This is a genomic window from Bradyrhizobium sp. LB11.1 (assembly GCF_040549385.1).
Lineage (GTDB): Bacteria > Pseudomonadota > Alphaproteobacteria > Rhizobiales > Xanthobacteraceae > Bradyrhizobium.
Map to the genome: position 1 here is coordinate 381,284 of NZ_JBEPTH010000004.1, position 23,069 is coordinate 404,352.

Annotated in this window: 21 protein-coding genes, 1 other RNA gene and 1 pseudogene; 18 read left to right on the forward strand and 5 right to left on the reverse strand. The window is 65.0% G+C overall.

Features of this window, described 5'->3' with window-relative positions:
* Window positions 1-41 precede the first annotated feature (41 nt).
* Complete coding sequence (locus ABIA96_RS13160; protein ID WP_354137473.1) at window positions 42-1,448, forward strand: MATE family efflux transporter; 1,407 nt, start codon at window positions 42-44, stop codon at window positions 1,446-1,448.
* Window positions 1,449-1,586: 138 nt separating this feature from the next.
* Here the strand turns inward: ABIA96_RS13160 and ABIA96_RS13165 are convergent, their stop codons facing one another.
* Together ABIA96_RS13165 and ABIA96_RS13170 are read right to left on the reverse strand one after the other, a co-directional pair.
* A complete protein-coding gene (locus tag ABIA96_RS13165) occupies window positions 1,587-2,330 on the reverse strand; it encodes a sulfite exporter TauE/SafE family protein (protein ID WP_354137474.1) in 744 nt (247 codons plus the stop codon).
* A 97-nt stretch (window positions 2,331-2,427) separates the two neighbouring features.
* Window positions 2,428-3,798 carry an aminotransferase-like domain-containing protein gene (locus ABIA96_RS13170; RefSeq protein ID WP_354137475.1) on the reverse strand — a complete coding sequence of 457 codons (1,371 nt, stop codon included), beginning with the start codon at window positions 3,796-3,798 and terminating at the stop codon, window positions 2,428-2,430.
* Window positions 3,799-3,876: 78 nt separating this feature from the next.
* On the opposite strand from ABIA96_RS13170, the gene ABIA96_RS13175 reads away from it, so the two are divergent.
* Window positions 3,877-4,308, forward strand: coding sequence for a DUF983 domain-containing protein (locus ABIA96_RS13175; RefSeq protein ID WP_354137476.1), 432 nt, complete (start codon window positions 3,877-3,879; stop codon window positions 4,306-4,308).
* 74 nt (window positions 4,309-4,382) lie between these two features.
* Window positions 4,383-5,096 carry an alpha/beta fold hydrolase gene (locus ABIA96_RS13180; protein ID WP_354137477.1) on the forward strand — a complete coding sequence of 238 codons (714 nt, stop codon included), beginning with the start codon at window positions 4,383-4,385 and terminating at the stop codon, window positions 5,094-5,096.
* A gap of 220 nt (window positions 5,097-5,316) precedes the next feature.
* Here the strand turns inward: ABIA96_RS13180 and rnpB are convergent.
* An RNA gene (gene rnpB, locus ABIA96_RS13185) (RNase P RNA component class A) lies at window positions 5,317-5,747 on the reverse strand.
* Window positions 5,748-5,896: 149 nt separating this feature from the next.
* Here rnpB and ABIA96_RS13190 point away from each other — a divergent pair.
* The 3 genes from ABIA96_RS13190 to ABIA96_RS13200 all read left to right on the forward strand — a co-directional run bounded on the left by ABIA96_RS13190 (window position 5,897) and on the right by ABIA96_RS13200 (window position 7,918).
* Window positions 5,897-6,247: a YciI family protein gene (locus tag ABIA96_RS13190; RefSeq protein WP_354137478.1), complete on the forward strand. Its 351-nt coding sequence runs from the start codon at window positions 5,897-5,899 to the stop codon at window positions 6,245-6,247.
* A gap of 88 nt (window positions 6,248-6,335) precedes the next feature.
* Window positions 6,336-6,686, forward strand: a complete 351-nt coding sequence (locus ABIA96_RS13195) for a YciI family protein (RefSeq protein ID WP_354137479.1) — start codon at window positions 6,336-6,338, stop codon at window positions 6,684-6,686.
* Window positions 6,686-7,918 (forward strand): RNA polymerase sigma factor, encoded by a 1,233-nt coding sequence (locus ABIA96_RS13200; RefSeq protein ID WP_354137680.1) that lies wholly within the window; start codon window positions 6,686-6,688, stop codon window positions 7,916-7,918. Before ABIA96_RS13195 ends, ABIA96_RS13200 begins: the two co-directional genes overlap by 1 nt.
* On the opposite strand, the gene ABIA96_RS13205 is transcribed toward ABIA96_RS13200, so the two are convergent.
* Complete coding sequence (locus tag ABIA96_RS13205; protein ID WP_354137480.1) at window positions 7,915-8,937, reverse strand: D-cysteine desulfhydrase family protein; 1,023 nt, start codon at window positions 8,935-8,937, stop codon at window positions 7,915-7,917. The genes ABIA96_RS13200 and ABIA96_RS13205 overlap by 4 nt on opposite strands.
* A gap of 123 nt (window positions 8,938-9,060) precedes the next feature.
* On the reverse strand, window positions 9,061-9,846 hold the full coding sequence (locus tag ABIA96_RS13210) for an N-acetylmuramoyl-L-alanine amidase (protein WP_354137481.1): 786 nt from the start codon (window positions 9,844-9,846) through the stop codon (window positions 9,061-9,063).
* A 524-nt stretch (window positions 9,847-10,370) separates the two neighbouring features.
* Between ABIA96_RS13210 and rsmH the strand changes: the two genes are divergently transcribed.
* From rsmH to murG, 12 genes and pseudogenes are all read left to right on the forward strand, one after another.
* Window positions 10,371-11,360, forward strand: a complete 990-nt coding sequence (gene rsmH / locus ABIA96_RS13215; RefSeq protein ID WP_354137482.1) for a 16S rRNA (cytosine(1402)-N(4))-methyltransferase RsmH — start codon at window positions 10,371-10,373, stop codon at window positions 11,358-11,360.
* Between the two features lie 3 nt (window positions 11,361-11,363).
* A complete protein-coding gene (gene ftsL / locus ABIA96_RS13220) occupies window positions 11,364-11,756 on the forward strand; it encodes a cell division protein FtsL (RefSeq protein ID WP_354137483.1) in 393 nt (130 codons plus the stop codon).
* On the forward strand, window positions 11,753-13,504 hold the full coding sequence (locus ABIA96_RS13225) for a peptidoglycan D,D-transpeptidase FtsI family protein (protein WP_354137484.1): 1,752 nt from the start codon (window positions 11,753-11,755) through the stop codon (window positions 13,502-13,504). Before ftsL ends, ABIA96_RS13225 begins: the two co-directional genes overlap by 4 nt.
* Before the next feature lie 79 nt (window positions 13,505-13,583).
* Window positions 13,584-15,056 carry a UDP-N-acetylmuramoyl-L-alanyl-D-glutamate--2,6-diaminopimelate ligase gene (locus tag ABIA96_RS13230; RefSeq protein ID WP_354137485.1) on the forward strand — a complete coding sequence of 491 codons (1,473 nt, stop codon included), beginning with the start codon at window positions 13,584-13,586 and terminating at the stop codon, window positions 15,054-15,056.
* The gene (locus ABIA96_RS13235) at window positions 15,053-16,432 is read left to right on the forward strand and encodes a UDP-N-acetylmuramoyl-tripeptide--D-alanyl-D-alanine ligase (protein WP_354137486.1); all 1,380 of its coding nucleotides are present in this window, start codon (window positions 15,053-15,055) and stop codon (window positions 16,430-16,432) included. The genes ABIA96_RS13230 and ABIA96_RS13235 overlap by 4 nt, the downstream gene beginning before the upstream one ends.
* Window positions 16,433-16,593: 161 nt before the next feature.
* A complete protein-coding gene (mraY, locus tag ABIA96_RS13240; RefSeq protein WP_354137487.1) occupies window positions 16,594-17,697 on the forward strand; it encodes a phospho-N-acetylmuramoyl-pentapeptide-transferase in 1,104 nt (367 codons plus the stop codon).
* Between the two features lie 10 nt (window positions 17,698-17,707).
* Entirely contained in the window at window positions 17,708-19,105 is a 1,398-nt protein-coding gene (gene murD / locus ABIA96_RS13245; protein WP_354137488.1) for a UDP-N-acetylmuramoyl-L-alanine--D-glutamate ligase, read from the forward strand.
* Window positions 19,106-19,129: 24 nt separating this feature from the next.
* The gene (locus ABIA96_RS13250; protein ID WP_354137489.1) at window positions 19,130-19,780 is read left to right on the forward strand and encodes a hypothetical protein; all 651 of its coding nucleotides are present in this window, start codon (window positions 19,130-19,132) and stop codon (window positions 19,778-19,780) included.
* Window positions 19,781-19,890: 110 nt separating this feature from the next.
* Window positions 19,891-20,202 (forward strand): annotated as a pseudogene (gene murD, locus ABIA96_RS13255) (UDP-N-acetylmuramoyl-L-alanine--D-glutamate ligase); the annotation flags it as partial.
* Window positions 20,203-20,204: 2 nt separating this feature from the next.
* Window positions 20,205-20,603 (forward strand): hypothetical protein, encoded by a 399-nt coding sequence (locus tag ABIA96_RS13260; protein WP_354137490.1) that lies wholly within the window; start codon window positions 20,205-20,207, stop codon window positions 20,601-20,603.
* Between the two features lie 93 nt (window positions 20,604-20,696).
* Window positions 20,697-21,848: a putative lipid II flippase FtsW gene (gene ftsW / locus ABIA96_RS13265; protein WP_354137491.1), complete on the forward strand. Its 1,152-nt coding sequence runs from the start codon at window positions 20,697-20,699 to the stop codon at window positions 21,846-21,848.
* Between the two features lie 112 nt (window positions 21,849-21,960).
* Entirely contained in the window at window positions 21,961-23,061 is a 1,101-nt protein-coding gene (gene murG, locus ABIA96_RS13270) for an undecaprenyldiphospho-muramoylpentapeptide beta-N-acetylglucosaminyltransferase (RefSeq protein ID WP_354137492.1), read from the forward strand.
* Window positions 23,062-23,069 lie beyond the last annotated feature (8 nt).

Here is a 23,069-nt window from a genome sequence, read left to right on the forward strand (position 1 = left end):
GGGCGAAAGCCCCGCGGTCACGCCGTCAAGGATGGAATGAGATGAAGGACCTGACACGCGGCTCCATCGTGAGCCACATCCTGAGCATGGCGCCACCGATCGTGGTCGGCATGATCACGATCATGATCTGTCAGCTGGTCGACCTGTACTTCGTGTCCGGGCTCGGCGATGCCGCTGTTGCGGGCGTCGCCGCAGCAGGCAACGCTGGGTTTCTCGTCAACGCGCTGATGCAGATGCTCGGCGTCGGCACGGTTGCGCTGATCGCGCACGCCGTCGGCCGCAAGGATCGCGACGATGCCAATCTGGTCTTCAACCAGTCGGCCGTCCTGTCGGTGCTGTTCGGTCTGTTGACGCTGCTCGGCGGCTTCGCGCTGGCGCGCCCCTATATGCGGGCGATTGCCGCCGACGAGGCCACCATCGAGGCCGGTACCACCTATTTTCTCTGGTTCATGCCGGCACTGGCGCTGCAATTCGTCACGCAGGTGATGGCGGCCGCGCTGCGCGCCACCGGCATCGTGCGGCCGAGCATGCTGGTGCAGGTGGTTGCCGTACTCATCAATATTGCGCTGGCGCCGGTCCTGATCTCGGGCTGGGGCACCGGACACGCGTTCGGTGTTGCCGGAGCGGGCCTCGCAAGCTCGATCGCCGTCTTCATCGGCGTGCTGATGCTGCTCGCCTATTTCCGCAAGTTGGAGCGCTACGTCGCCTTCCATCCCGCGCAATGGCGTCCGCAACTGCGGCAATGGAGAAGGATCCTTAATGTCGGCCTGCCCGCGGGTGGCGAGTTCGTGATGATCTTCATCTTCATGGCAGCGATCTATTACGTGCTGCGCGATCTCGGCCCGGCGGCCCAGGCGGGCTTTGGCATCGGGACGCGCGTCGTGGGCTTGATCCAGATGCCGGCCCTGGCCGTCTCGCTCGCGGCGGGGCCGATCGTCGGTCAGAATTTCGGTGCGGGTAATTTCGAGCGGGTGCGGGAGACCTTCGTCAAGGCGGCGCTGATCGCAACCGCCGTGATGATCGCGCTCACGATTTTCGTGCAGCTCGAGCCCGGATGGTTGCTTGCCGGCTTCTCCAATGATCCGGAGACGATGAGGGTCGCGTTGCTGTTTCTGAAGATGATCTCGCTGAACATGGTGGCGCAGGGATTGATCTTCACCTGCTCCAGCATGTTCCAGGGGCTCGGCAACACCAGGCCGGTGTTGTGGAGCTCGGCGACGCGGGTTCTCACCTATTCCGTGCCCGCGATCTGGCTGTCGACGCGGCCCGGGTTTCAGATCGAGTACGTCTGGTATCTCTCGAATGCCGCGACAACGCTGCAGGCTGTCCAGAGCCTGTGGTTGCTGCGCCGCCAGTTCAGGAAGCGGCTGGTGCCACGCCTGCAGCCGGATGCTCCGAAGCAGTCGGCGCCTGAGCCCGTTGCGCCTTCGCTGCGCGAGCCCGCGTAGCAAGGACCGAACGCTTGTCGCCCCCCCCGGCTCGGCAGCTTGCCGGGCCGTGGGATGGCGGATGCTCTGGGAGAATGTGCAGCGGTTTTCTCTCGCGACAACGCGGAACGCGTTTGTGCGGAGATCATGCTCAAAAAGCTAGAACGAGCCGATGCTGTTCCAGAGGAGGGTGAGGCCGGACAGGAACAACAGCCCCAGCACGACATCGCCAAAATGCTTGTCGCTGAGCGCGTGATAGACGCGCGCGCCGGCCCATGCGCCGATCAGCGTGCCCGGAAAGGCAACGAGCGCGAGCCAGACCACTTTCAGCTCGACGAGGCCTGACGCCGTCTGCAACGCCAGAGCCGCGGCGAGCACGGTGAAATTGAACAGCTGGAAGATGCCGCGCCGCTCGTGTTTGTTCCAGCCGCGGATGTTGGCCCACAGGATCGGCAGCGGCCCGGACAAACCCGCGAGTCCGCCCAGAATGCCGCCGGCAAAGCCGATCGCGCCGTCCGCGATGCGGCCGCCGAAGGCGATGGCGAATTGCTTCTTGTTGAGATACAGCGCGCTCGAGAAGATCAGCAGCAGCACGCCGACGCTCAGCTTGAACACTTTTGGATCGGCGGAGGCGACCAGCATGGTCCCGAGCGGTACGCCGATCAGCCCGCCGATCAGGAACGGCCACACCAGCGACAGGTCAAAGCTCTTCCACATCGAGGGCAGCGTCGAGGTCTGCGCGATCACCGAGCAGATCAGCACCAGGGGCACCGCGAGCGAGGGCGGCAGCACGTAGAGCCAGATGCCGAGCGCCATCAGCGCGGTACCGAATCCCGCCAGCCCCGAGACGAAGCCGCCGGCCAGCGCGCCGAACAGGAGCAGCGCGTAAGTGAGCGTTTCCACCAATAATCCCTGCCGTTGCGGGCGATTCCGAAGCCGTGACCGCCTCATGGCGCATAGCACAGATGCGGCGCCGGAGGTCAATTTCGGAGAAAGTTTGCTACACGATCTGCCTGGTATCGGCGGGCTTGTGCAGCGCGCCGACGAGGATGCGCAACGCCTCGGTCAATTCCGATCTGTTGCGCGCCGCGCCGAGTGAAACGCGCGCCGCATGCGGCGAGGTTCCGCCGACGGTGAAGGCGTCGCCGGCAACGATCGCGAGTCCATTTCGCAGCAGATGCGCGGCGACGTCCGGTCGCCCCTCCGGCAGTCGCAGCCACAAATGATGTGCGGCGGGCTTCGCCTGAAACTGAAACTCCTTCAATGCGCGCTGCGCCAGCTGCTGGCGGCCGACGGCCTCGTTGCGGATCGCGGTGATGATGCGGTCGGCGACACCGGTCTCGAGCCAGTGCGTCACCAGCGCGACCATCAGCGGCGCCGGCATCTGCACGGTGGCCTGCAATGCGCTCCGCATCTCCTGTTGGGTCACGCTGTCGGGCGTCAGCAAATAGGCCACCCGCAGTGCCGGCGCGATGCATTTTGACAGTGTGGTCGCCAGATACGTCCGCTCCGGGATGAGGTTGGCGATCGGCGATGCCGTTCGGTCGAGCAATCCGTAAGCGTCGTCCTCGATCAGGATCGTGTCGGCATCGCCGATGATCTTGGCGATCGCACTGCGCCGCTCGGGGGAGAGCGTTGCGGTGGTTGGATTGTGCAGCGTCGGAATGAGATAGACGGCTTTCGGCCTGTGCGTGCGGCAGGCCTTCGCCAGCGCATCGGGCAGGATGCCGGCGTCGTCCATGGCGACGCCGACGAGCTTGACGCCGAGTTGTGCTGCTGCGGCCTTGATGCCGGGGAAAGTGATGGCTTCCGTCAGCACGACATCGCCCGGCCGGGCGAGATGGGCGAGCAGGTTGAACAGGATCGTCTGCGCGCCGGGAAAGATCACGAGCTTGTCGGCATGTGCATGCGGAACACGCGTACGCATCCAGCGCGCGCCGACCTCGCGCTCATGCGCGCTGCCGCCGGGTGGCTGGTAGTTCAGGAATGCGGTCAGGCCCGATTGGGCGCGAATGGCTTCCATTCCGGCCATGATGCGCTCGTCGAGTTGCGCCTCGAGCGGATGCGGCGGCACGTTCATCGAGAGGTCGATCGCGACCGGATGCGGCAGGTCGACCGTGCGGCGTGCGCTGGTCTCCGACACGAATGATCCCTGTCCGACGCGGGCCTCCATGATGCCGCGGCGCCGCGCCTCGGTGTAGGCGCGCGTCACGGTGGTCAGGTCGACGCCGAGCGCCTTAGCCAATGCGCGCTGCGTCGGCAATTGCTGTCCCCGCACCAGCCGGCCAGCAGCGATGTCGGCCTCCATGGCCTCGACGATGCGCTGATAGCGCGGTCCGCTCAGCTCCGAGATTGTAGGGGACCAATCCATGCAATTTAGGCCATATCCTTTGAATGTATGGATTTAGGATATTATTGTATGGATCAACGAAATGGAAGAGGTGTCGTCATGGCGACCGGTTCGATCTCTCTGGCAAAGGCGATGTGGCGCGGCTTCCGGGGCAAGTGCCCGAACTGCGGCGAAGGGCACATGTTCGGGCGCTTCCTGAAGGTGGCAGTCAGCTGCGACCATTGCGGCGAGGATCTGTCTCACCAGCGCGCCGACGACTTCCCGGCCTATCTCGTCATGGTCGTCGTCGGCCATCTCGTGGTGCCGGCGATCCTCGCCATCGAGACCGCTTATGCCCCGCCGGTCTGGCTGCAACTTGCGGTGTGGCTGCCGGTGACGTTGTTTGCTTCGCTCGCGTTGCTGCAACCGACCAAGGGCGCCATCGTCGGGCTGCAATGGAAGATCGGGATGCATGGCTTTGAGGCGAGCAAGCTACGGCGTGAGGCCGGCCAGCTTGCGCCAGTGCTGGTGAAGGCGCCGCGCGCGGCCTGAGGCCCGGCGGCGTTTACATCGCGCTTCCGCCCGCTACACTCCATCGTATCAAAACAAGAACGATGGAAACGCCGATGGCCGCACGCGCGAAAACTTTCCTGCTCTGTCACGGCGCGTGGTCCGGCGGATGGTCTTGGCGGAAGATGCATCCGCTGATGGCGCAGGCCGGCCACCGCCTTGTCGCGCCAACCTACACCGGGCTCGGCGAGCGTTCGCATCTCGCCAGTCCCGCGGTCGATCTCGAGACGCATATCCAGGACATCCTCAACGTCATCACGTTCGAGGACCTCAGCGACATCGTGCTGCTCGGCCACAGCTATGGCGGCATGGTCGCAACCGGCGTTGCCGACCGCGCGCGCGAGCGCGTGACGCAATTGATCTATCTCGACGCCTTCGTGCCGCGTGACGGCCAGTCGCTGTTTGATCTCAACGAAGGGGGCCGCGAACCGATGCGCAAGGCGGCTGCTGCCGGTGACGGCTACCGTATCCCGCCGAATCCCCCGCCGCCGGATACGCCGCAAGCTGATCTCGATTGGCTCAACGCGCGCCGCATCAACATGCCGATCAAATGCTTTGAGACGAAGCTGAAGCTTCAACACGGCGAACCCGCGATGCCGCGCAGCTACATCTATTGCAAGCGCATTCCACCGGGCGATGTGTTCGGGCAGTTCGCCAAGCGGACGAAGAGCGAGGAGGGCTGGCGCTATTGCGAGCTCGACGCCAGTCACGCGCCGAACGTCACGGCGCCGGAGGCGCTGATGGGCGTGCTGAACGAGATCGTGGGGTAACTCGCTCTCGTCATTCCGGGGCGCGACGAAGTCGCGAGCCCGACATCCACCAACTCTGCGGCTCGATGGATTCCGGGCTCGTGCTACGCACGCCCCGGAATGACCGCGGTGAAATTGGTGAGGGGTCCGATGCGTCGGCATCGAACCCCTCGTTGCTTCCAAGTTAAGACGCGCTTTCTTGACGCGAACCGGAACTCCACTTCGCTCGAAAGCGCTTTAGAATATCAGCCGGCCTGTAAGCCGGGTTCTGTAGGGCACCGCCTGCTTGCGCAAGCGATACGTGACGGCCATTCCTCTGGGACCAAGTTTGCACATGGCCTCGAGCAACCTACCCGGACGGCGGGCCTGACATCGCCCCGCGGCGTTATCGCTTGCGCGAACAGCCCGCTACGCCGTCCCTATTCGGTTTTGCTCCCGGTGGGGTTTACCATGCCGGCTCCGTTGCCGGACCCGCGGTGCGCTCTTACCGCACCTTTTCACCCTTACCCACCTACGCTGCTTGCGCTGCGAAGGCGGGCGGTTCGTTCTCTGTGGCACTTTCCCTGGGGTCGCCCCCGCCGGACGTTATCCGGCACCGTATGTCAAGGGAGCCCGGACTTTCCTCCCCGGCGGCCTTTCGGCACTTGCTGGAGCGGCCGTCCGGCCGACTGACGGCCTAGGCATTGAGCAATTGTGACGGTTTCGTCAAGCGGAGATCGTCGCGCTCGCGGCAGCGTAAATAATTTATCCTGAACGTGTCGTTGGGCGCGGACCCCGTTCGACCGGATGCCGGCGATCCCGCCAGCAACAGGAGTTGAGCAATGCAGTATCTGCTGCTGATCTACCGGAACGAAGCGCAACAGGGCCAGATGGCGCCCGCGGATTACCAGAAGCTGCTGGCCGAGTATTCCGCCTACACCCAGTCGATCGTCCAGAGCGGCCATTTCAAGGCGGGCGACGGACTGCAGCCGACCAAGACTGCGACCACGGTGCGCGTCCGCGATGGCAAGACGCTTGCGACCGATGGGCCCTTCGCGGAGACCCGCGAGCAGCTCGGCGGCTATTATCTCGTCGAAGCCAGAGATCTCGACGCGGCAATCGAACTGGCTGCGCGGATTCCCGGCGCCCGGGACGGATCGATCGAAGTTCGGCCGGTCATGATCTACAAATGATCTCGAAAATAATCTCGCGATGATGTCGTTTGGTGCCGGCCCCGTTCGACTGGTGTCGGCAATCCAGCCGAACAACAGGAGTTAAGCGATGCAGTATCTGCTGCTGATCTACCGGAACGAATCGAAGCTGGTCAACATGAGCCCCGCAGAGCGTCAGGCGGTGTCGGCGGAGTACGGGACGTACACGCAGTCCATCGTTCAGAGCGGCCATTTCAAGGCCGGCGACGGGCTTCAGCCGACCACGACGGCGACCACCGTGCGCGTACGCGAGGGCAAGACCCTGACGACCGACGGCCCGTTCGCCGAGACCCGCGAACAGCTCGGCGGCTACTATCTGGTCGAGGCCAAGGACCTCGACACCGCCATTTCGCTGGCTGCGCGGATTCCCGAAGCCCGGGAAGGCTCGATCGAGGTCAGGCCAGTCATGATCTACAAGTGATCGCCTCGACCGACATTGACAAGATCTTCCGCGACGAGGCGGGGCGGGCGCTGGCCACCCTGATCCGCCTCGTCGGTGATTTCGATCTGGCCGAGGACGCGCTCCAGGATGCTTTCGCGGTGGCGCTCGAGCGCTGGTCGGCGGGCGAAGTCCCTGACAATCCGCGCGCCTGGCTGGTCAATGTCGGTCGCAACAAGGCGATCGACCGTGTCCGCCGTCAGGCCGCCTTCCGCGGCAAGCAGCAGGCGCTCCTGCACGAGCTCGAACTCAACGCAGACACGCCGGCCGAGCCGCCGGCGATGCTCGACGACGATATGCTGCGGCTGATCTTCACCTGCTGCCATCCGGCGTTCGCGGCTGAGGTGCAAGTCGCGCTGACGCTGCGCACGGTCTGTGGCCTCTCCAGCGCGCAGGTCGCGCGCGCCTTTCTCATCGGCGAGGATGCGATGGCGCAGCGCCTCGTTCGCGCCAAGCAGAAGATCAGGCTTGCCGGCATCCCCTATGAAGTGCCCGAGCGTGCCGCGCTGGCGCCGCGGCTCGACGGTGTGCTCGCAGTCATCTACCTCGTCTTCACCGAAGGTTATGTCGCAACCTCGGGCGCCGACCTGATGCGGCCCGACCTCGTGGTCGAAGCGATCAGGCTCGGCCGTCTGCTCGACCGGCTGATGCCCGATCGCGCCGCGATCAAGGGCCTGCTCGCGCTGATGCTGCTCCACGATGCGCGCCGCGCCGGGCGCGAGACCGCGGCCGGCGACATCGTGCTGCTGGAGGAGCAGGACCGCTCGCTCTGGGATCGCGTGCAGATCGAGGAGGGCTCGCGTCTCGTCGATGATGCGCTGCGGGTGCCTGGCCGACCGCAGCCCTATGTGGTGCAGGCCGCGATTGCCGCGCTGCATGCCCGCGCACCGAGTTACGAACAAACCGACTGGCCGCAGATCGCCGGGCTCTACGAGGTTCTGCTGCGCATCAATCCGTCGCCCGTGATCGAGATCAACCACGCCGCCGCGATCTCGATGGTCGATGGCCCGGCGCGGGCGCTCGATCTCGTCGACGCGATCGTCGCACGTGGTGGGCTGGACGGCTACGAGCTGCTGCCCGCAGTGCGCGCGGATTTGCTGCGGCGGCTCGGCCGCAGGGACGAAGCGCGCGAGGCCTATCGTGTGGCGACGGAGGCGACGCAGCTCGCGCCGTTGCGGCGGCTGTATACGCGGCGGGTGCGGGAGCTCGACTAGATCCCGAGCGCGCTCTGGTAGGCGAACAGGGCGGGAGCGCCGCCGGTGTGCAGGAAGATGACATCCTCATCGTTGCGCCAACGCCCCTGGCGGATCATCGCAATCAGACCGGCGAGCCCCTTGCCCGAGTAGACGGGGTCAAGCACAAGCGCCTCCGTTTGTCCTGCAAGCCGGATCGCTTCGATCGTGGCCTGGTGCGGCACGCCGTAGGCTGGTCCGGCATGGCCGGCGACCACGTCGACCGTGGACTCGTCGAAGGAACCGCCAATCAGATCCGCCGCTTGCTGCGCAAGGGCCACCACATCGGAGCGCACCCGCGCGGGCTCGGCATCGATATCGATCCCGACGATTCTCGTGCCCGGCATCGCCGCCGCCGCGCCGACGACGAGACCAGCCTGTGTGCCGGCGCTTCCGGTGCAATGCACGATTGCGGCCGGCCTGAAGCCCGACAGCGCCGCTTGCTGCTCAATTTCGCAGATCGTGGTGGCATAGGCGAGCGCGCCCAACGCATTCGAGACGCCGTAGGGCACGAAATACGGCCTGCGCCCCTTCGCCTGGAGATCGTCGACGAGCGAGCGGATGGCCGAATTGCGGTCACCGGTCCAGGGCACGTCATGCAGGTGCGCGCCGAACAGCCGATTGAGAAAGGCGTTGCCCGAGGTCTCGTATTCCGGCGTCGGCGGCGCCAGCCGGCCGTGATAGACGGCCAGATGACAGACGAGCCCGAGCTTTGCAGCGACCGCCGCGACCTGCCGCTGACTGTTCGATTGCACGACACCGCCCGAGACGATCGTATCGGCGTCCTTTGAGACGGCATCGTGCAGGACGTAGTCGAGCTTGCGCAACTTGTTGCCGCCGAAACCGAGCCCGGTTGCGTCGTCGCGTTTCACCCATAGCCGCGGCCCGCCGAGATGAGACGTCAGCCGCTTCATGGGTTCGAGCGGTGTGGGAAGATCGGCCAGTCCCAGACGCGGAAAGGCTGCGAGTCGCTCAATCAGTGGCTTGCGATCGATCTGCATCGTATCGTTCGTTCCGCTCGCGTCCGATCGCCGGACATTAGCGCGACGCACGCAATCGCAGCGACGATTGCGTGATCACATTCGAGCGAACAGCGGAAGGTTTCTTGTCGCAAAGGAAGCGTCTTACTTCGCGGCGAGCGTCGTCGTCCCGTCCGTCGGCAGGCTCGCCAGCAGGGCCTGCAAGGTCGACAGCGTCGAGTGATCGGCGACACCGTCCAGCCGCGCCGGGCGGAAGTGCCGCTGGAAGGCGGTAACGACTTCCATCGTCGATGCGTCGTATTTGCCGGTCAGCGGCACGCCATAGCCATAGCGTGCGAGAGCCTGCTGAAGGCTCAGCACCTCGTCGCTGATGGTGCCGAGCATCAGGGTTTCGCCGCGCACGACCGGCGCGGGCGTCACCCAGTGACCGACGCCGGAATTGGCCAGCGAGTGCCAGGGGAATTTTTCGCCGGGATCCTTCTTGCGCGCGGGCGCGACGTCGGAATGGCCGAGCACCCGGTGCGGCGCGACCTTGCGACGGAGCATGATGCCGCGGCACAGCGCGATCACGGCGGCGATCTGGCGCAGCGGATATTCCGGATAGCCCCAATCGTGACCGCGATTGATGATCTCGATCCCGATCGAGCAGGAGTTGATGTCGTCCTCGCCGGCCCAGGACGAAATGCCGGCGTGCCAGGCACGCCGCGCTTCGGGTACGCATTGCACGATGCGACCGTCTTCCAGCACGACATAGTGGGCCGACACTTCGGTGCCGGCCGTGCACAGCCGCGCCAACGCGCCCTCGACATCGGGCATGCCGGTGTAGTGCAGCACGATCATGTCGGGCTGCCGTCCCTTGTTGCGCTCGCCATGATTGGGCGAGGGAATAATGTCGGAGACGATCGACGAATCCGTCTCGAATGTCCGCATATTCGCCGCGGCCTTTGGAACCGGGAGAACGCGCTGACGCTTCGAATCAGTTCCAGACGGCGTGGACGGACCGGACGACATAAACAACTCAAGTCGGACAGGAGAGTGGGCCAAGCCCTTCTCTTTACTATTCCTTTACCTTCCGATCCGCGCAATCGCGTGGTTCGGTTAACGGGTGTATTTTGGCTCAGGTGTGTGGATGACGCATCACCACAAGACGACCTATTCGACTTGTAACGGGCCGATCAACGCTTTCTTAACGCTAAGGGCCGTTACTGAGAGGTGAAGAGCCGACCTGCGTCCGGAGGCGGCCAAAAGCGTTCTTGGCTCGAAATCCTATGGCTGCCCGACAAATTCCACTGGGAACACCGGGTCTGCTACCTGGGACGACCGGGCTCGGCACGCATGCTGGCAAGCCTGCTGGAGAGGGGTTGGGTCGTGGAACCGCCGCGACGCGGAATTATTCGAGGCGTGATGGGCTTTCTCGCCCCCGATTTCACCTGTGCGTTCGGCAGGCGCGACGCATGAGCGACGCGCCGCACATTCCCGTGCTTGGCCGCGAGGCGATCGAGCACCTCGCGCCGCGCGAGGGCGGCATCTATGTCGATGCGACCTTCGGTGCCGGCGGCTATAGCCGCGCCATCCTCGATGTGCCGGGAACCCGCCTGATCGCGATCGATCGTGACCGCACGGCGATCGCTGGGGGTGCCGAGCTGGTCGCGCGTGCCGCGGGCCGGCTGACGCTGGTCGAGGACCGCTTCTCGAATCTCGCGGAGGTCTGTGCGACGCAAGGCGTCGATGCGGTCGATGGCGTCGTGATGGACGTCGGGGTGTCCTCGATGCAGCTCGATCAGGCCGGTCGGGGCTTCTCGTTTCGCCTCGATGGTCCGCTCGACATGCGGATGGGGCAGGCAGGACCGACGGCGGCCGAAATCGTCGCCCGCGCCTCGGAAAGCGATCTCGCCGACATCATCTATCTCTTCGGCGAGGAGCGGCACTCGCGCCGCGTCGCCCGCGCCATCGTCGCTGACAGGCAGGAGACGCCGTTCACCACCACGCGCGCGCTCGCCGATCTCGTCGGCAGAGTGGTCCGCTCGAAGCCTGGCGATATTCACCCGGCGACGCGGACGTTCCAGGCCCTACGCATCTTCGTCAATGAAGAGCTCGAGGAGCTTCAGACCGCGCTCGCGGCGGCCGAGCGCGTGCTCAAGCCCGGCGGCCGCCTCGTGGTGGTCTCGTTCCATTCGCTGGAAGACCGCATCGTCAAGAATTTCCTCTCCGAGCGCTCCAAGACCGGTGGCGGGTCGCGCCATCTGCCCGAGGTGGCGCAAGGCGCGCCGAGCTTCCAGCTGCTGACACGGCGGCCCGTGATCGCCGGTGAGGCGGAGGTTGCGCACAATCCGCGTGCCCGTTCCGCAAAGTTGCGCGCCGCCGAGCGCACCTCGGCGCTCGCGCATCGTGACGACGAGCAATCGTCCTGGCCAAAGCTCTCCGATGTCATGAGGGGTGGCTAGCGCATGCGCATCATCCACCTTCTCGTCATCGGCGCGCTGATCTTCGCGGCCGCCTATGTCTACCGGATCAAGATGGACTCGACCGCCCGCACCGAAAGGGTTCTGCGCCTGCACGCGGAGATCCGCGAGCAACGCGACGCGATCGCGGTGCTGCGCTCCGAATGGGCCAAGCTCGATGCGCCCTTGCGCCTGCAGGGACTCGCCGAGCGGCATCTGCCGCTCAAGCCCGTCAACGGCACACAATACGATTCACTGAAGAACCTGCCCGATCGTCCGCCGCGGATGTTCAGGCCGGGCGAGCCTGATCCGATCGGGTCCATGATCAACACCATCGAGGCCGCGAGCGATCCGGATAGCGTGACGGGTTCCGTGCCTCAGCCCGAGGACAAGCAATGAGCGCTGTTCCGGCCAAACCCACCGGGCGGCCAGCTGAACCCTGGCGGCAGCGGCTGATCCGCAGCCTGCTCTACGGGCGCAATGTCGATCGCGCCGCGAAGGCGCGCGCGCGCGTTGGCCTCGCGATACTGGCATTTGTCGCCGTCTACGCCCTGATCGGCGGCCGACTCGTGATGTTCGCGATCGGCGCCGATGCTCATAGCGCGCGGCGCGCCGCCTCGCAGGAAGTGGTTGCGACCGCGCGGCCCGACATCGTCGACCGTAACGGTGCGATCCTCGCGACCGACGTCAAGGCCAGCAGCCTGTTCGGTGAGCCGCGCCGCATCATCGACAAGGACGAGGCGATCGAGCTCCTGACCGCGACCGTGCCCGACCTCGACGAAGCCGAGGTGCGCGAACGCCTGTCGTCGCGCAAGGGCTTCGTCTGGCTGAAGCGCGAGATCACGGCGAAGCAGCAGATGGACATCCACAAACTCGGCTTGCCCGGCATCGGCTTCCTGCGCGAGAACAAGCGCGTCTATCCCACCGGCAATGAGGTCGCCCACCTCATCGGACTGGTCAACATCGACAACCAGGGCATCGCCGGCATGGAGAAATGGCTCGACAATCAGGGCCTCGCCGATCTCCACCGCGCGGGCTTTGCCATCGATCGGCTGCAGAAGCCGGTCGAGCTGTCGGTCGATCTGCGCGTCGAGCACGCGCTGCGCGATGAGCTGCTCAAGGCCAAGGAAAAATTCCACGCCAAGGCGGCCTCCGGCCTCGTCACCAACGTGAACACCGGCGAAGTCATTGCGATGGTGTCGTTGCCCGACTTCGATCCGAACAATCCGAAGGAAGTGCACGACCCGGACCGCATCAACCGCCTGACCACCGGCGTCTACGAGATGGGCTCGACCTTCAAGGCGTTCACGCTGGCGATGGCGCTCGACACCGGCAAGTACGGCCTCGATTCGCTGTGGGATGCGCGCGGGCCGCTGCACTACGGCAAGTTCGCGATCCATGACGACGAGCCGAAGGGCCGCTTCCTGAACATGAAAGAAGTCTTCACCTTCTCCTCCAACGTCGGCGCGGCGCGGATTGCGTTGGCGCAGGGGGTGGAAGCGCACAAGGCATTCCTGCGCAAGATGGGGCAGCTCGATCGGTTGCGCACCGAATTGCCGGAGAGCGCCTCGCCGATCCTACCGCGGCGCTGGAGCGAGCTGAACACCATCACCATCGCGTTTGGTCACGGTATGGCGGTCGCGCCGTTGCAGGCGGTGATGGGCGTCAGCGCGCTCGCGAATGGCGGCCTTCTGATTCCGCCGACCTTTCTCAAACGCACCGAAGAGGAGGCGCGGGCGATCGCCAAGCGCGTGATCAAGCCCGAGACCTCGGAAAAGATGCGGTTCCTGATGCGGCTGAACGCCGAAATCGGCACGGCACGCAAGGCGGACGTGAAGGGTTATTATATCGGCGGCAAGACCGGTACTGCCGAGAAGGTGGTCAACGGCCGCTACGCCAAGAAGCGGGTGCTGACAGCGTTCACTGCGATCCTGCCGGCCGACAAGCCGAAATACCAGCTCCTGATCATGCTCGACGAGCCGCAGCCCCTGAAGGAAACCTACGGCTTCATCACGTCGGGCTGGAACGCCGTTCCCACCGCAGGCAACGTCATTAGCCGTATCGGACCGCTTCTCGGTATCGAGCCCCGCTACGACCTGCCGCCCGCGGAGCGCCTTATTCTTGCAGCATCCAGGACAACCCAGTAATCAAACGGGTAGGCCGTATCCGCTGCCGAGTCGGGGATTTCCCTGGGATTCGGCTTTCCGGCACGGCGACTGGAAGACCATGAAGCTGCGCGACCTCCTGGGTCAGAATGTTTTGGCCAATGATGCCGCAATCGAGCCCGCTGTCGCGGCACTCGATGTGAGCGGTGTTGCGCTCGACAGCCGCGTGGTCAAGCCCGGCGATCTCTTCTTCGCACTCGCAGGCAGCAAGACTGACGGCGCGCGCTTCGTCGATGCTGCCATTGCGGCCGGCGCTGTGGCCGTGGTCGGCGATCACGCGCCTGATGGCTGCAAGGTGCCATTCATCGCCACTGCCAATCCGCGCCGCGCGCTGGCGCTTGCCGCGGCGAGATTCTTCCCGGCACAGCCTGCGACGATCGCAGCGGTGACCGGAACCAGCGGCAAGACTTCGGTCGCCGCGTTCACGCGTCAGATCTGGGAGCATCTCGGCCACGCCTCGGCCAGCATCGGCACCATCGGCCTCGTCTCGCCGAAGCGCACCGTCTACGGTTCGCTGACGACACCGGATCCGATCGCGTTGCACCGGCAGCTCGACGAGATCGCGCGCGAGGGCGTGACGCATCTCGCCTTCGAAGCGTCTTCGCACGGCCTCGATCAATATCGCCTCGATGGCGTGCGCGTTTCCGCCGGAGGCTTCACCAATCTTTCGCGCGACCATATGGATTACCATCCGACCGTCGCGCACTACCTCGCGGCAAAACTCAGGCTGTTCCGCGAGCTTGTTCCGCCCGGCGGCGCGGCGGTGATCTCGGCCGATCATGATTGCTCGGCGGAAGCGATCGGTGCCGCGAAGACGCGCGGTCTGCGCGTGATGGCGGTGGGCCGTCACGGCGACGGGGCGGGCGAGGGCATCCGTCTCGCTGAGGCGGTGGTCGAAGGCTTCTCGCAAAAGCTTGCGCTCGAACATCGCGGCAAGCGTTATGCGGTCCGGCTGCCGCTGGTCGGCGAATTCCAGATCGAGAATGCGCTGGTCTCGGCTGGTCTCGCGATCGGCACCGGCAGCGATGCCGCCAACGTGTTTGCGAGCCTCGAACATCTCGAAGGCGCCAAGGGCCGGCTCGAGCGCGTCGGCGAACGCAACGGCGCGCCGATCTTCGTCGACTACGCGCACAAGCCCGATGCGCTGGCGAAGGCGTTGCAGGCGCTGCGGCCCTACGCCAAGCGCAGGCTGGTCGTCGTGTTCGGCGCGGGCGGCGATCGCGACGCCGGCAAGCGTCCGATCATGGGCGAAATCGCGGCCGAGAACGCCGACAGCGTCATCATCACCGACGACAATCCGCGCAGCGAGAGGCCGGAATCCATTCGCGCCGCGATCCTCGCCACTGCCAAGGGCGCGCGCGAAATCGGCGACCGCGCGGCCGCGATCCGCGCCGCGATCGAGGAGCTGGAGGATGGCGATGCACTGCTCGTCGCCGGCAAGGGCCACGAGACCGGGCAGATCGTCGGCGGCGAAATCCTGCCGTTCAGTGATCACGAGGCGGTTGCCGCCGCATTAGCATCGAGGGTCGCATGAGCGCGCCAATATGGACGGTTGCCGAGGTGGCGCGTGCGCTTGGCGTTGCCGGATCATTCCCGGACACGCCGATCGACCTCGTTACCCAGGACAGCCGCCTGGTGAAGCCCGGCAGTCTCTTTGTCGCGCTGAGCGGCACGCCGAGCGGCGGCTTCATCTCGGCCTTCGCGAGCGCGCGCGACGGCTGGGAGTTCGCGGACAAGGCGGAAGCGTCGGGCGCGGTCGCGATGATCGTGCCGCACGAGATCGCGGGCATCCGCATTCCGCAGATCGTCGTGAAGGACACGCTGATCGACGGCCTCTGGGCCCTCGCGCACGCCGCCCGCGCGCGCTTCAACAGGCCGGTGATCGGGCTCACCGGCAGCGCCGGCAAGACCAGTACCAAGGAGTATCTCGCGGCCTATCCCAATGCCTATGCGAGCCCCGCGAGCTTCAACAATTTCTGGGGCGTGCCGCTGACGCTGTGCAACGCGCGGCCTGATGCCAGCCTCTGGGTCGTCGAGATGGGCATGAACCAAACCGGCGAGATCGCGCGGCTCAGCGAATTGACGCGGCCGACGGTCGCGCTCGTCGTCAACGTCCAGCCGGTGCATCTGGAAAAGCTCGGCTCGCTCGAAGCCATCCGCCGCGAGAAGGTGTCAATCGCGCTCGGCCTGCCCGAGGGCGGCGTGCTGGTGCTGCCGGCCGGGATCAAGGCCTCCGACTGGAAGGGCAAGGTGGTGCGTTTTGGCGAGAAGGCCGAGGTGCATGAGGTTGCTCACGCGCCGCATGGCGAGAGCTGGCAGGTCGTGGCCGCGATCGGCAAGAAGGAGATTGCCTTCAGCCTGACGCCGGGCGCACCGCACCGCGTGCAGAATGCACTCGCCGCGCTCGCTTCTGTTCATGCCGCGCATCTCGATGCCGCGACGCTCGCGATCAAGCTCGACCGCGTCGGTATCATGACCGGCCGCGGCGTGGAACAGGCGGTCGGCGGTGTCACCGTGATCGACGACAGTTTCAACGGCAATCCGGCAAGCATTGCTGCTGCGCTGCAAAGTCTGCAGGCGCGCAACTTGACGGGCGGCCGCCGCATTGCGGTGCTGGGCGACATGCTGGAACTGGGTGACGACGCACCAAGCTACCACAGCGCGCTGACCACGCATCTCGACGGCATCGACGGCATCTATTGCGTCGGCCCCCTGATGCGGCACCTCTACGACGCGCTTCCCGCCGGCAAGGCGCTCGGCTGGCACGACGATCCCGCCACGCTGAAGCCGGGCGAGGTCGCCGGCCTGCTGAAGGCAGGCGATGTCGTGGTTGTCAAGGGCAGCAAGAAGATGTTCTGGGTCAACAAGTTTGTGCCGGCCCTAGTGGCCGCCTTGCAGGCAAAGGCGTAAACTGCTTGGAAGGCGCTGTTCCCGAATCCCACCTTTGCGGCGCGCCGCCGTCCGGTTTCTTTGAGGTCGCCTGACCCCATGATGAAGACCAGCGAATGCGCGTGAGACACATTGAGGCCAAAACGAAGGCCGTGTGCGAAAAGCGCCATAGGACCGTCTGAATGTTTTACTGGCTGATCGAACTCTCCAACACATTTCCGGGCTTCGGTGCGGTACACACCGTTCTAAACGTCTTCCGTTACATCACTTTCCGCACCGGCGGCGCCGTCGTGACCGGCGCGCTGTTCGTGTTCCTGTTCGGGCCCTGGATTATCGACCATCTGCGCATCCGCCAGGGCAAGGGCCAGCCGATCCGCACCGACGGCCCGCAATCGCATCTGGCCAAGAAGGGCACGCCCACCATGGGCGGGTTGATGATCCTGTCCGGCCTCACGGTCGGCACGGTGCTGTGGTGCAATCCGCTCAATCCCTATGTCTGGATCGTGCTTGCGGTGACGCTCGGCTTCGGCTTCGTCGGCTTCTATGACGATTACCTCAAGGTGACCAAGCAGACCACGACCGGCTTCGGCGGCAAGCTGCGCCTGCTGATCGAGGGGCTCATCGCGCTGGTCGCCTGTTATGCGCTGGTGCGGTTGAACCGCGATCCGGCGTCGACCGCGCTGACGATTCCCTTCCTCAAGGACACGGTGCTGCATTTCGGCTGGTTCTTCATCGTCTTCGGCGCCTTCGTCATCGTCGGCGCCGGCAATGCGGTGAACCTCACCGACGGTCTCGATGGCCTCGCCATCGTGCCCGTGATGATCGCGACGGCGAGCTTTGCGATGATCGCCTATCTCGCCGGCAACGCGGTGTTCGCCGACTATCTCCAGATCAAATATGTCGCCGGCACCGGCGAACTCGCGGTGCTCTGCGGCGCGCTATTGGGCGCCGGCCTTGGCTTCCTCTGGTTCAACGCGCCGCCGGCGTCGATCTTCATGGGGGACACCGGCTCGCTCGCGCTCGGCGGCATGCTGGGCTCGATCGCGGTCGCGGTGAAGCACGAGATCGTGCTCGCGGTGATCGGCGGCCTGTTCGTGCTGGAGGCGGTCTCCGTCATCGTGCAGGTGGTGTCGTTCAAGCTCACGGGCAAACGCATCTTCCGGATGGCGCCGATCCACCACCATTTCGAGCAGCTCGGCTGGACCGAGCCGCAGATCGTGATCCGCTTCTGGATCATCTCGGTGATGCTGGCGCTCGCCGGCCTCTCCACGCTGAAGCTGCGCTGACGGTACCACGATGATCCCGGTCACATCCTTTGCCGGCAAGACGGTCGCGGTGTTCGGCCTCGGCGGCTCGGGGCTCGCCTCCTGCCACGCGCTGAAGGCCGGCGCCGCCGAAGTGATCGCCGCCGACGACAGTGCCGAGAACGTCGCCAAGGCGGCGCAGGCGGGTTTCATCACGGCGGACCTTCGCAACGTCTCGTGGTCGAATTTCGCGGCGCTCGTGCTCGCACCCGGCGTGCCGCTGACCCATCCCGTGCCGCACTGGAGTGTGCTGAAAGCGCGCGAAGCCGGCGTCGAGGTGATCGGCGACATCGAGCTGTTCTGCCGCGAGCGCCGGCGGCACGCCCCGAACGCGCCGTTCGTCGCGATCACCGGCACCAACGGCAAATCGACCACGACGGCTTTGATCGCGCATCTGACGAAGGTCGCCGGCTACGACACCCAGATGGGCGGCAACATCGGCACCGCGATCCTGTCGCTGGAGCCGCCGCGCATGGGCCGCGTCCACGTCATCGAAATGTCGTCCTACCAGATCGACCTCACACCCTCGCTAGATCCTTCCGTCGGCATCTTGCTCAATGTCAGCGAGGATCACATCGATCGTCACGGCACCATCGAACATTACGCTGCGGTGAAGGAGCGCCTGGTTGCTGGCGTGCAAGCCGGCGGCACGTCGATCGTCGGCGTCGATGACGGCTATTGCCGCGACATCGCCGATCGGCTCGACCGCGCCGGCAAGAGCGTGGTGCGCATCTCCGTCAAGAACCCGCTCGCGAGCGGCATCCATGTCGAGCACGGCACCATCGTGCGTACCTCGGGCGGTGCGCGTGGCGAAGTCGCAAAACTCGGCGGCATCGGTTCGCTGCGCGGCCTGCACAATGCGCAGAACGCGGCGTGCGCAGCCGCTGCCGCGCTCGCGATGGGCATCAGTCTGGATGTGCTGCAGAACGGCCTGCGCAGTTTTCCGGGGCTGGCGCATCGCATGGAGCAGGTCGGCCGCCGCGGCAATGTGCTGTTCGTCAACGACTCCAAGGGCACCAATGCGGATGCCACCGCGCATGCGCTGTCGTCCTTTGCCGACATCTTCTGGATCGCAGGCGGCAAGCCGAAGGCGGGCGGCATCACTGGCTTGACCTCCTTCTTCCCGCGCATCCGCAAGGCCTATCTGATCGGCGAAGCCGCGCAGGAATTTTCCGGCACGCTGGGCCCGGTCGCGCACGAGATCAGCCAGACGCTCGATGTGGCCGTCGAGCACGCCGCGCGCGATGCGGAAGCGTCGGGCCTCACCGACGCGGTCGTGCTGCTGTCGCCCGCTTGCGCGTCGTTCGACCAGTATCGCAACTTCGAAATCCGCGGCACAAAGTTCCGCGAACTGGTGCGGGCGCTGCCGGGTGTGAAACCGGTGGTGTGAGGTTCGCTGGTTATGGGATGATCGATGACAAAGAGGCGCCAACCTGTAACAGCTGCCGAACTCGCCGCTAAATTGGAATCCGATCCCGAATTTATGGCCAGGAAGAGAGAGCGCGACCTTGCCTTGGCTGAGCGGACTGCGCGTTTCAAGGAAGAGCAGGCGCCAATTGTTAGCGAACTTCTGGCGGCGGGCGTCGGCGTTAATTTCCTCTCCGACCTCATTATGAGGTCGGTCCCGTATCCCGCCGCCATTCCGGTCCTTCTGAAACATCTTGTATTGCCCTACTCAGATCCAACGCTGGAGACATTGGCCAGAATTCTTGCCGTTCCTGATGCGCGCTACGCTTGGCCAATTCTTGTCGCGGAATACCGAAAAGCTCCTTCCGGTTATGAAAATGGTGCTCGCCGTCGTGGCGCAAAGGACGGCCTTGCCGTCGCGTTGGCGGCAACTGCAACCGACAGCACGATTGATGAGCTGATTGCTCTTGCCAAGGAGAGGTCACACGGTGCGAGCCGCGTGCTGCTATTGAGAGCTTTAAGAAAATCCAGGAACGCAGCGGCGAAGCAGGCAATCGAGGAATTGTCCACGGACCCCGACTTGGAAAAGGAAATTGCTTCGTGGCGAAAGCGGAGCGGACGTCGCTCGACAACTTCGAAAAGTTATCGGCTCCATTAACCCCCCGGTAATCAACCTCGGCGACCAATGAACGGACCTCTGTCCGAAAGCGGCCGCCCATGCTCTCCCGTGAAGAACGCGCACCCTTTACCGAGTGGTGGTGGACCATCGACAAGCCGAAGGCGGGTGGCATCACTGGCTTGACCTCCTTCTTCCCGCGCATCCGCAAGGCCTATCTGATCGGCGAAGCCGCGCCCGAATTTTCCGGCACGCTGGGCCCGGTCGCGCACGAGATCAGCCAGACGCTCGATGTCGCCGTCGAGCACGCCGCGCGCGATGCGGAAGCCTCAGGGCTCACCGACGCAGTCGTGTTGTTGTCGCCGGCCTGCGCCTCATTCGACCAGTACCGCAACTTCGAAATCCGCGGCACAAAGTTCCGCGAACTGGTGCAGGCGCTGCCGGGTGTGAAGCCGGCGGTGTGAGAATGTCGCGGCGCCGCTGGATCGGAATTGTCGTTGCTGCTCTTGCTATTCCGGTTGGTTTCATCTGCGTCTTCCTCGTTGACAGCGTCATGCATGAATTCGGCGCATGCCGCGTCGTTCGCCAGCGTGCATTTGCCTCCCCAAGTGGTGGTCAATTGGTTGTCGTGGTCTGGAAGACGTGCGGGGCGACAGTACCCGACAGCACGCAAGCCAGCATCGTGGCGCGCGGCCGGACGTTCTCGCCCGAGAGCACGCCGACCTTTGTCAGCGTCGGTGGGCATCTCGAGGTCGTCGTTGTCTGGAGCAGCGAGCGGGCCGTCAGGGTCGGCTTCATTCCGGAGCCGGGCCAGATCTACAAGCGCGATCAGCGCGCCGGGGACGTCACGATCAATTACGAATAGGGACCTACAATTCCAATCATCCGCGTTTCCTTAACCCTGCGGTAACCAACCTCGGCGACCAATGGACCGACCTCTGTCCGAAAGCGGCCGCCCATGCTCTCCCGTGAAGAACGCACCCCCTTTACCGAGTGGTGGTGGACCGTCGACAAGCCGCTCCTCGGCGCGATCCTGGTGCTGATGCTGACCGGCGTCATCCTGTCGCTGGCGGCGAGCCCGCCGGTCGCGACCCGTATCGGGCTCGATCCTTTCCACTTCTTCAGCCGCCATGTGATGTTCCTGGCACCGTCCTTCATGGTGCTGGTCGGCGTCTCCTTCCTGTCGCCGCGCACGATCCGGCGAAGCGCGCTGATCATCTTCACGATCAGCATCATCCTGATCGTTGTGACGCTTGCCATCGGCCCCGAGGTGAAGGGATCGCGACGCTGGATCACGCTGCTTGGCGTCAACATCCAGGCCTCCGAAATTGCAAAGCCGTCGTTTGTCGTCATCGCGGCCTGGCTGTTCGCGGAATCGACCAAGCGTCCGGAGATGCCGGCGACCTCGATGGCGCTGGTGCTGCTCCTCATGCTGGTCTCATTGCTGGTGATGGAGCCTGATTTCGGCCAGACCATGCTGATCCTGATGGTATGGGGCTCGCTGTTCTTCATCGCGGGCATGCGCATGATCTGGGTGTTCGGTCTGGCGGGCATCGGCGCAGCCGGCCTGTTCAGCGCCTACCTCTTTGTTCCTCACGTCGCAGGCCGTATCAAGCGCTTCATGAACCCGGCCTCCGGCGATACTTTCCAGGTCGATACTGCGATGGAGGCCTTCTATAACGGTGGCTGGTTCGGCCTCGGGCCGGGCGAGGGCGTCGCCAAGCGCAGCCTGCCGGACAGCCACACCGACTTCGTGTTCGCGGTCGCCGCCGAAGAGTTCGGCATCATCCTGTGCCTGGCGATGCTGGCGCTGTTCGCCTTTGTCGTGATCCGCACACTGTCGCGCGCCTACGCCAATGAGGACATGTTCTCACGCTTTGCGGCCTCGGGCCTTGCGATCCTGTTCGGCGTGCAGGCCGCGATCAACATGTCGGTCAACCTCCAGCTCATCCCCGCCAAGGGCATGACGCTGCCCTTCATCTCCTACGGTGGCTCCTCGCTCGTGTCGCTCTCCTACGGCGTCGGCATGATGCTGGCCCTGACGCGGTTGCGGCCACGCACCGAAGTCGAGGCAAGCGGCCACGCCGACGCGATGCGCAGCTACGCGTAATTTCCGTCATTGCGAGCGCAGCGAAGCAATCCAGAATCCCTCCGCGGGGGGACAATCTGGATTGTTTCGCTGCGCTCGCAATGACGGCGGAGACCTTGTAAAAGGCGTCTCCATGGATAAATCCCCCTTGATTCTTCTCGCGGCGGGCGGCACCGGCGGGCATCTGTTTCCGGCCGAGGCGCTCGGCGTCGAGCTGATCCGGCGCGGCTTTCGGGTCCGCCTTGTCACGGATGAGCGCGCACTGCGCTACAGCGGGCTGTTTACCAAGGACATGATCGACGTCGTCGCGAGCGAGACCGCGCGAGGCCGCAATCCGTTCCAGCTTGCTTATGCTGGCCTCACGCTCGCGACCGGCACGCTGTCCGCTTACCGCCTGATCAAACGATTGAAGCCTGCTGCCGTCGTCGGCTTCGGCGGCTATCCGACATTGCCGCCGCTGATTGCAGCGAAATTCGCAGGCGTGCCCGGCATTATCCACGATGCCAATGCCGTGCTCGGCCGCGCCAACCGGTTCCTATCGAGCCGCGTCCGCGCCATAGCGACATCGTTGCCCGGCGTGCTCGACCGCGATCCGGCGCTGTCAGGCAAGACCACGACGGTCGGCACGCCGATGCGGCCGACGGTCCTCGCGGCTGCCGCCGTGCCATATGTCGCACCCGAAATGAATGGCCCGCTGCGCCTGCTCGTCGTCGGTGGCAGCCAGGGAGCGCGCATCATGGCCGACATCGTGCCTGGTGCGATCGAGCGGCTCGAGCCGGCGCTGTGGGGCCGGCTTATCCTCACCCAGCAGGTCCGCGACGAGGACGTGACCCGCGTGCGCGCGGTCTACGACAAGCTCAAGATCAAGACCGAACTCGCGCCGTTCTTCACGGATTTGCCGGCGCGGCTCGCCTCCAACCATCTCGTGGTGTCGCGCTCCGGCGCCGGTACTGTCGCCGAGCTTGCCGCGATCGGCCGGCCTTCGATCCTGGTGCCGCTGCCGGGCGCGATCGACCAGGACCAGTTCGCCAATGCCGGCGTGCTCGCCAAGGTCGATGGCGCCATCCGCATTCCGCAGACCGAGTTCACCGCCGATCGTCTCGCCGCCGAGATTTCGGGTTTTGCCGCCGAGCCGGCGCGCCTTGCCGCCATGGCTGCCGCGGCGAAAGGGACAGGCCGGCTCGATGCCGCCGAGCGGCTGGCCGATCTGGTGGCGAAAGTCGCGGGAATCTGACGCGAAAA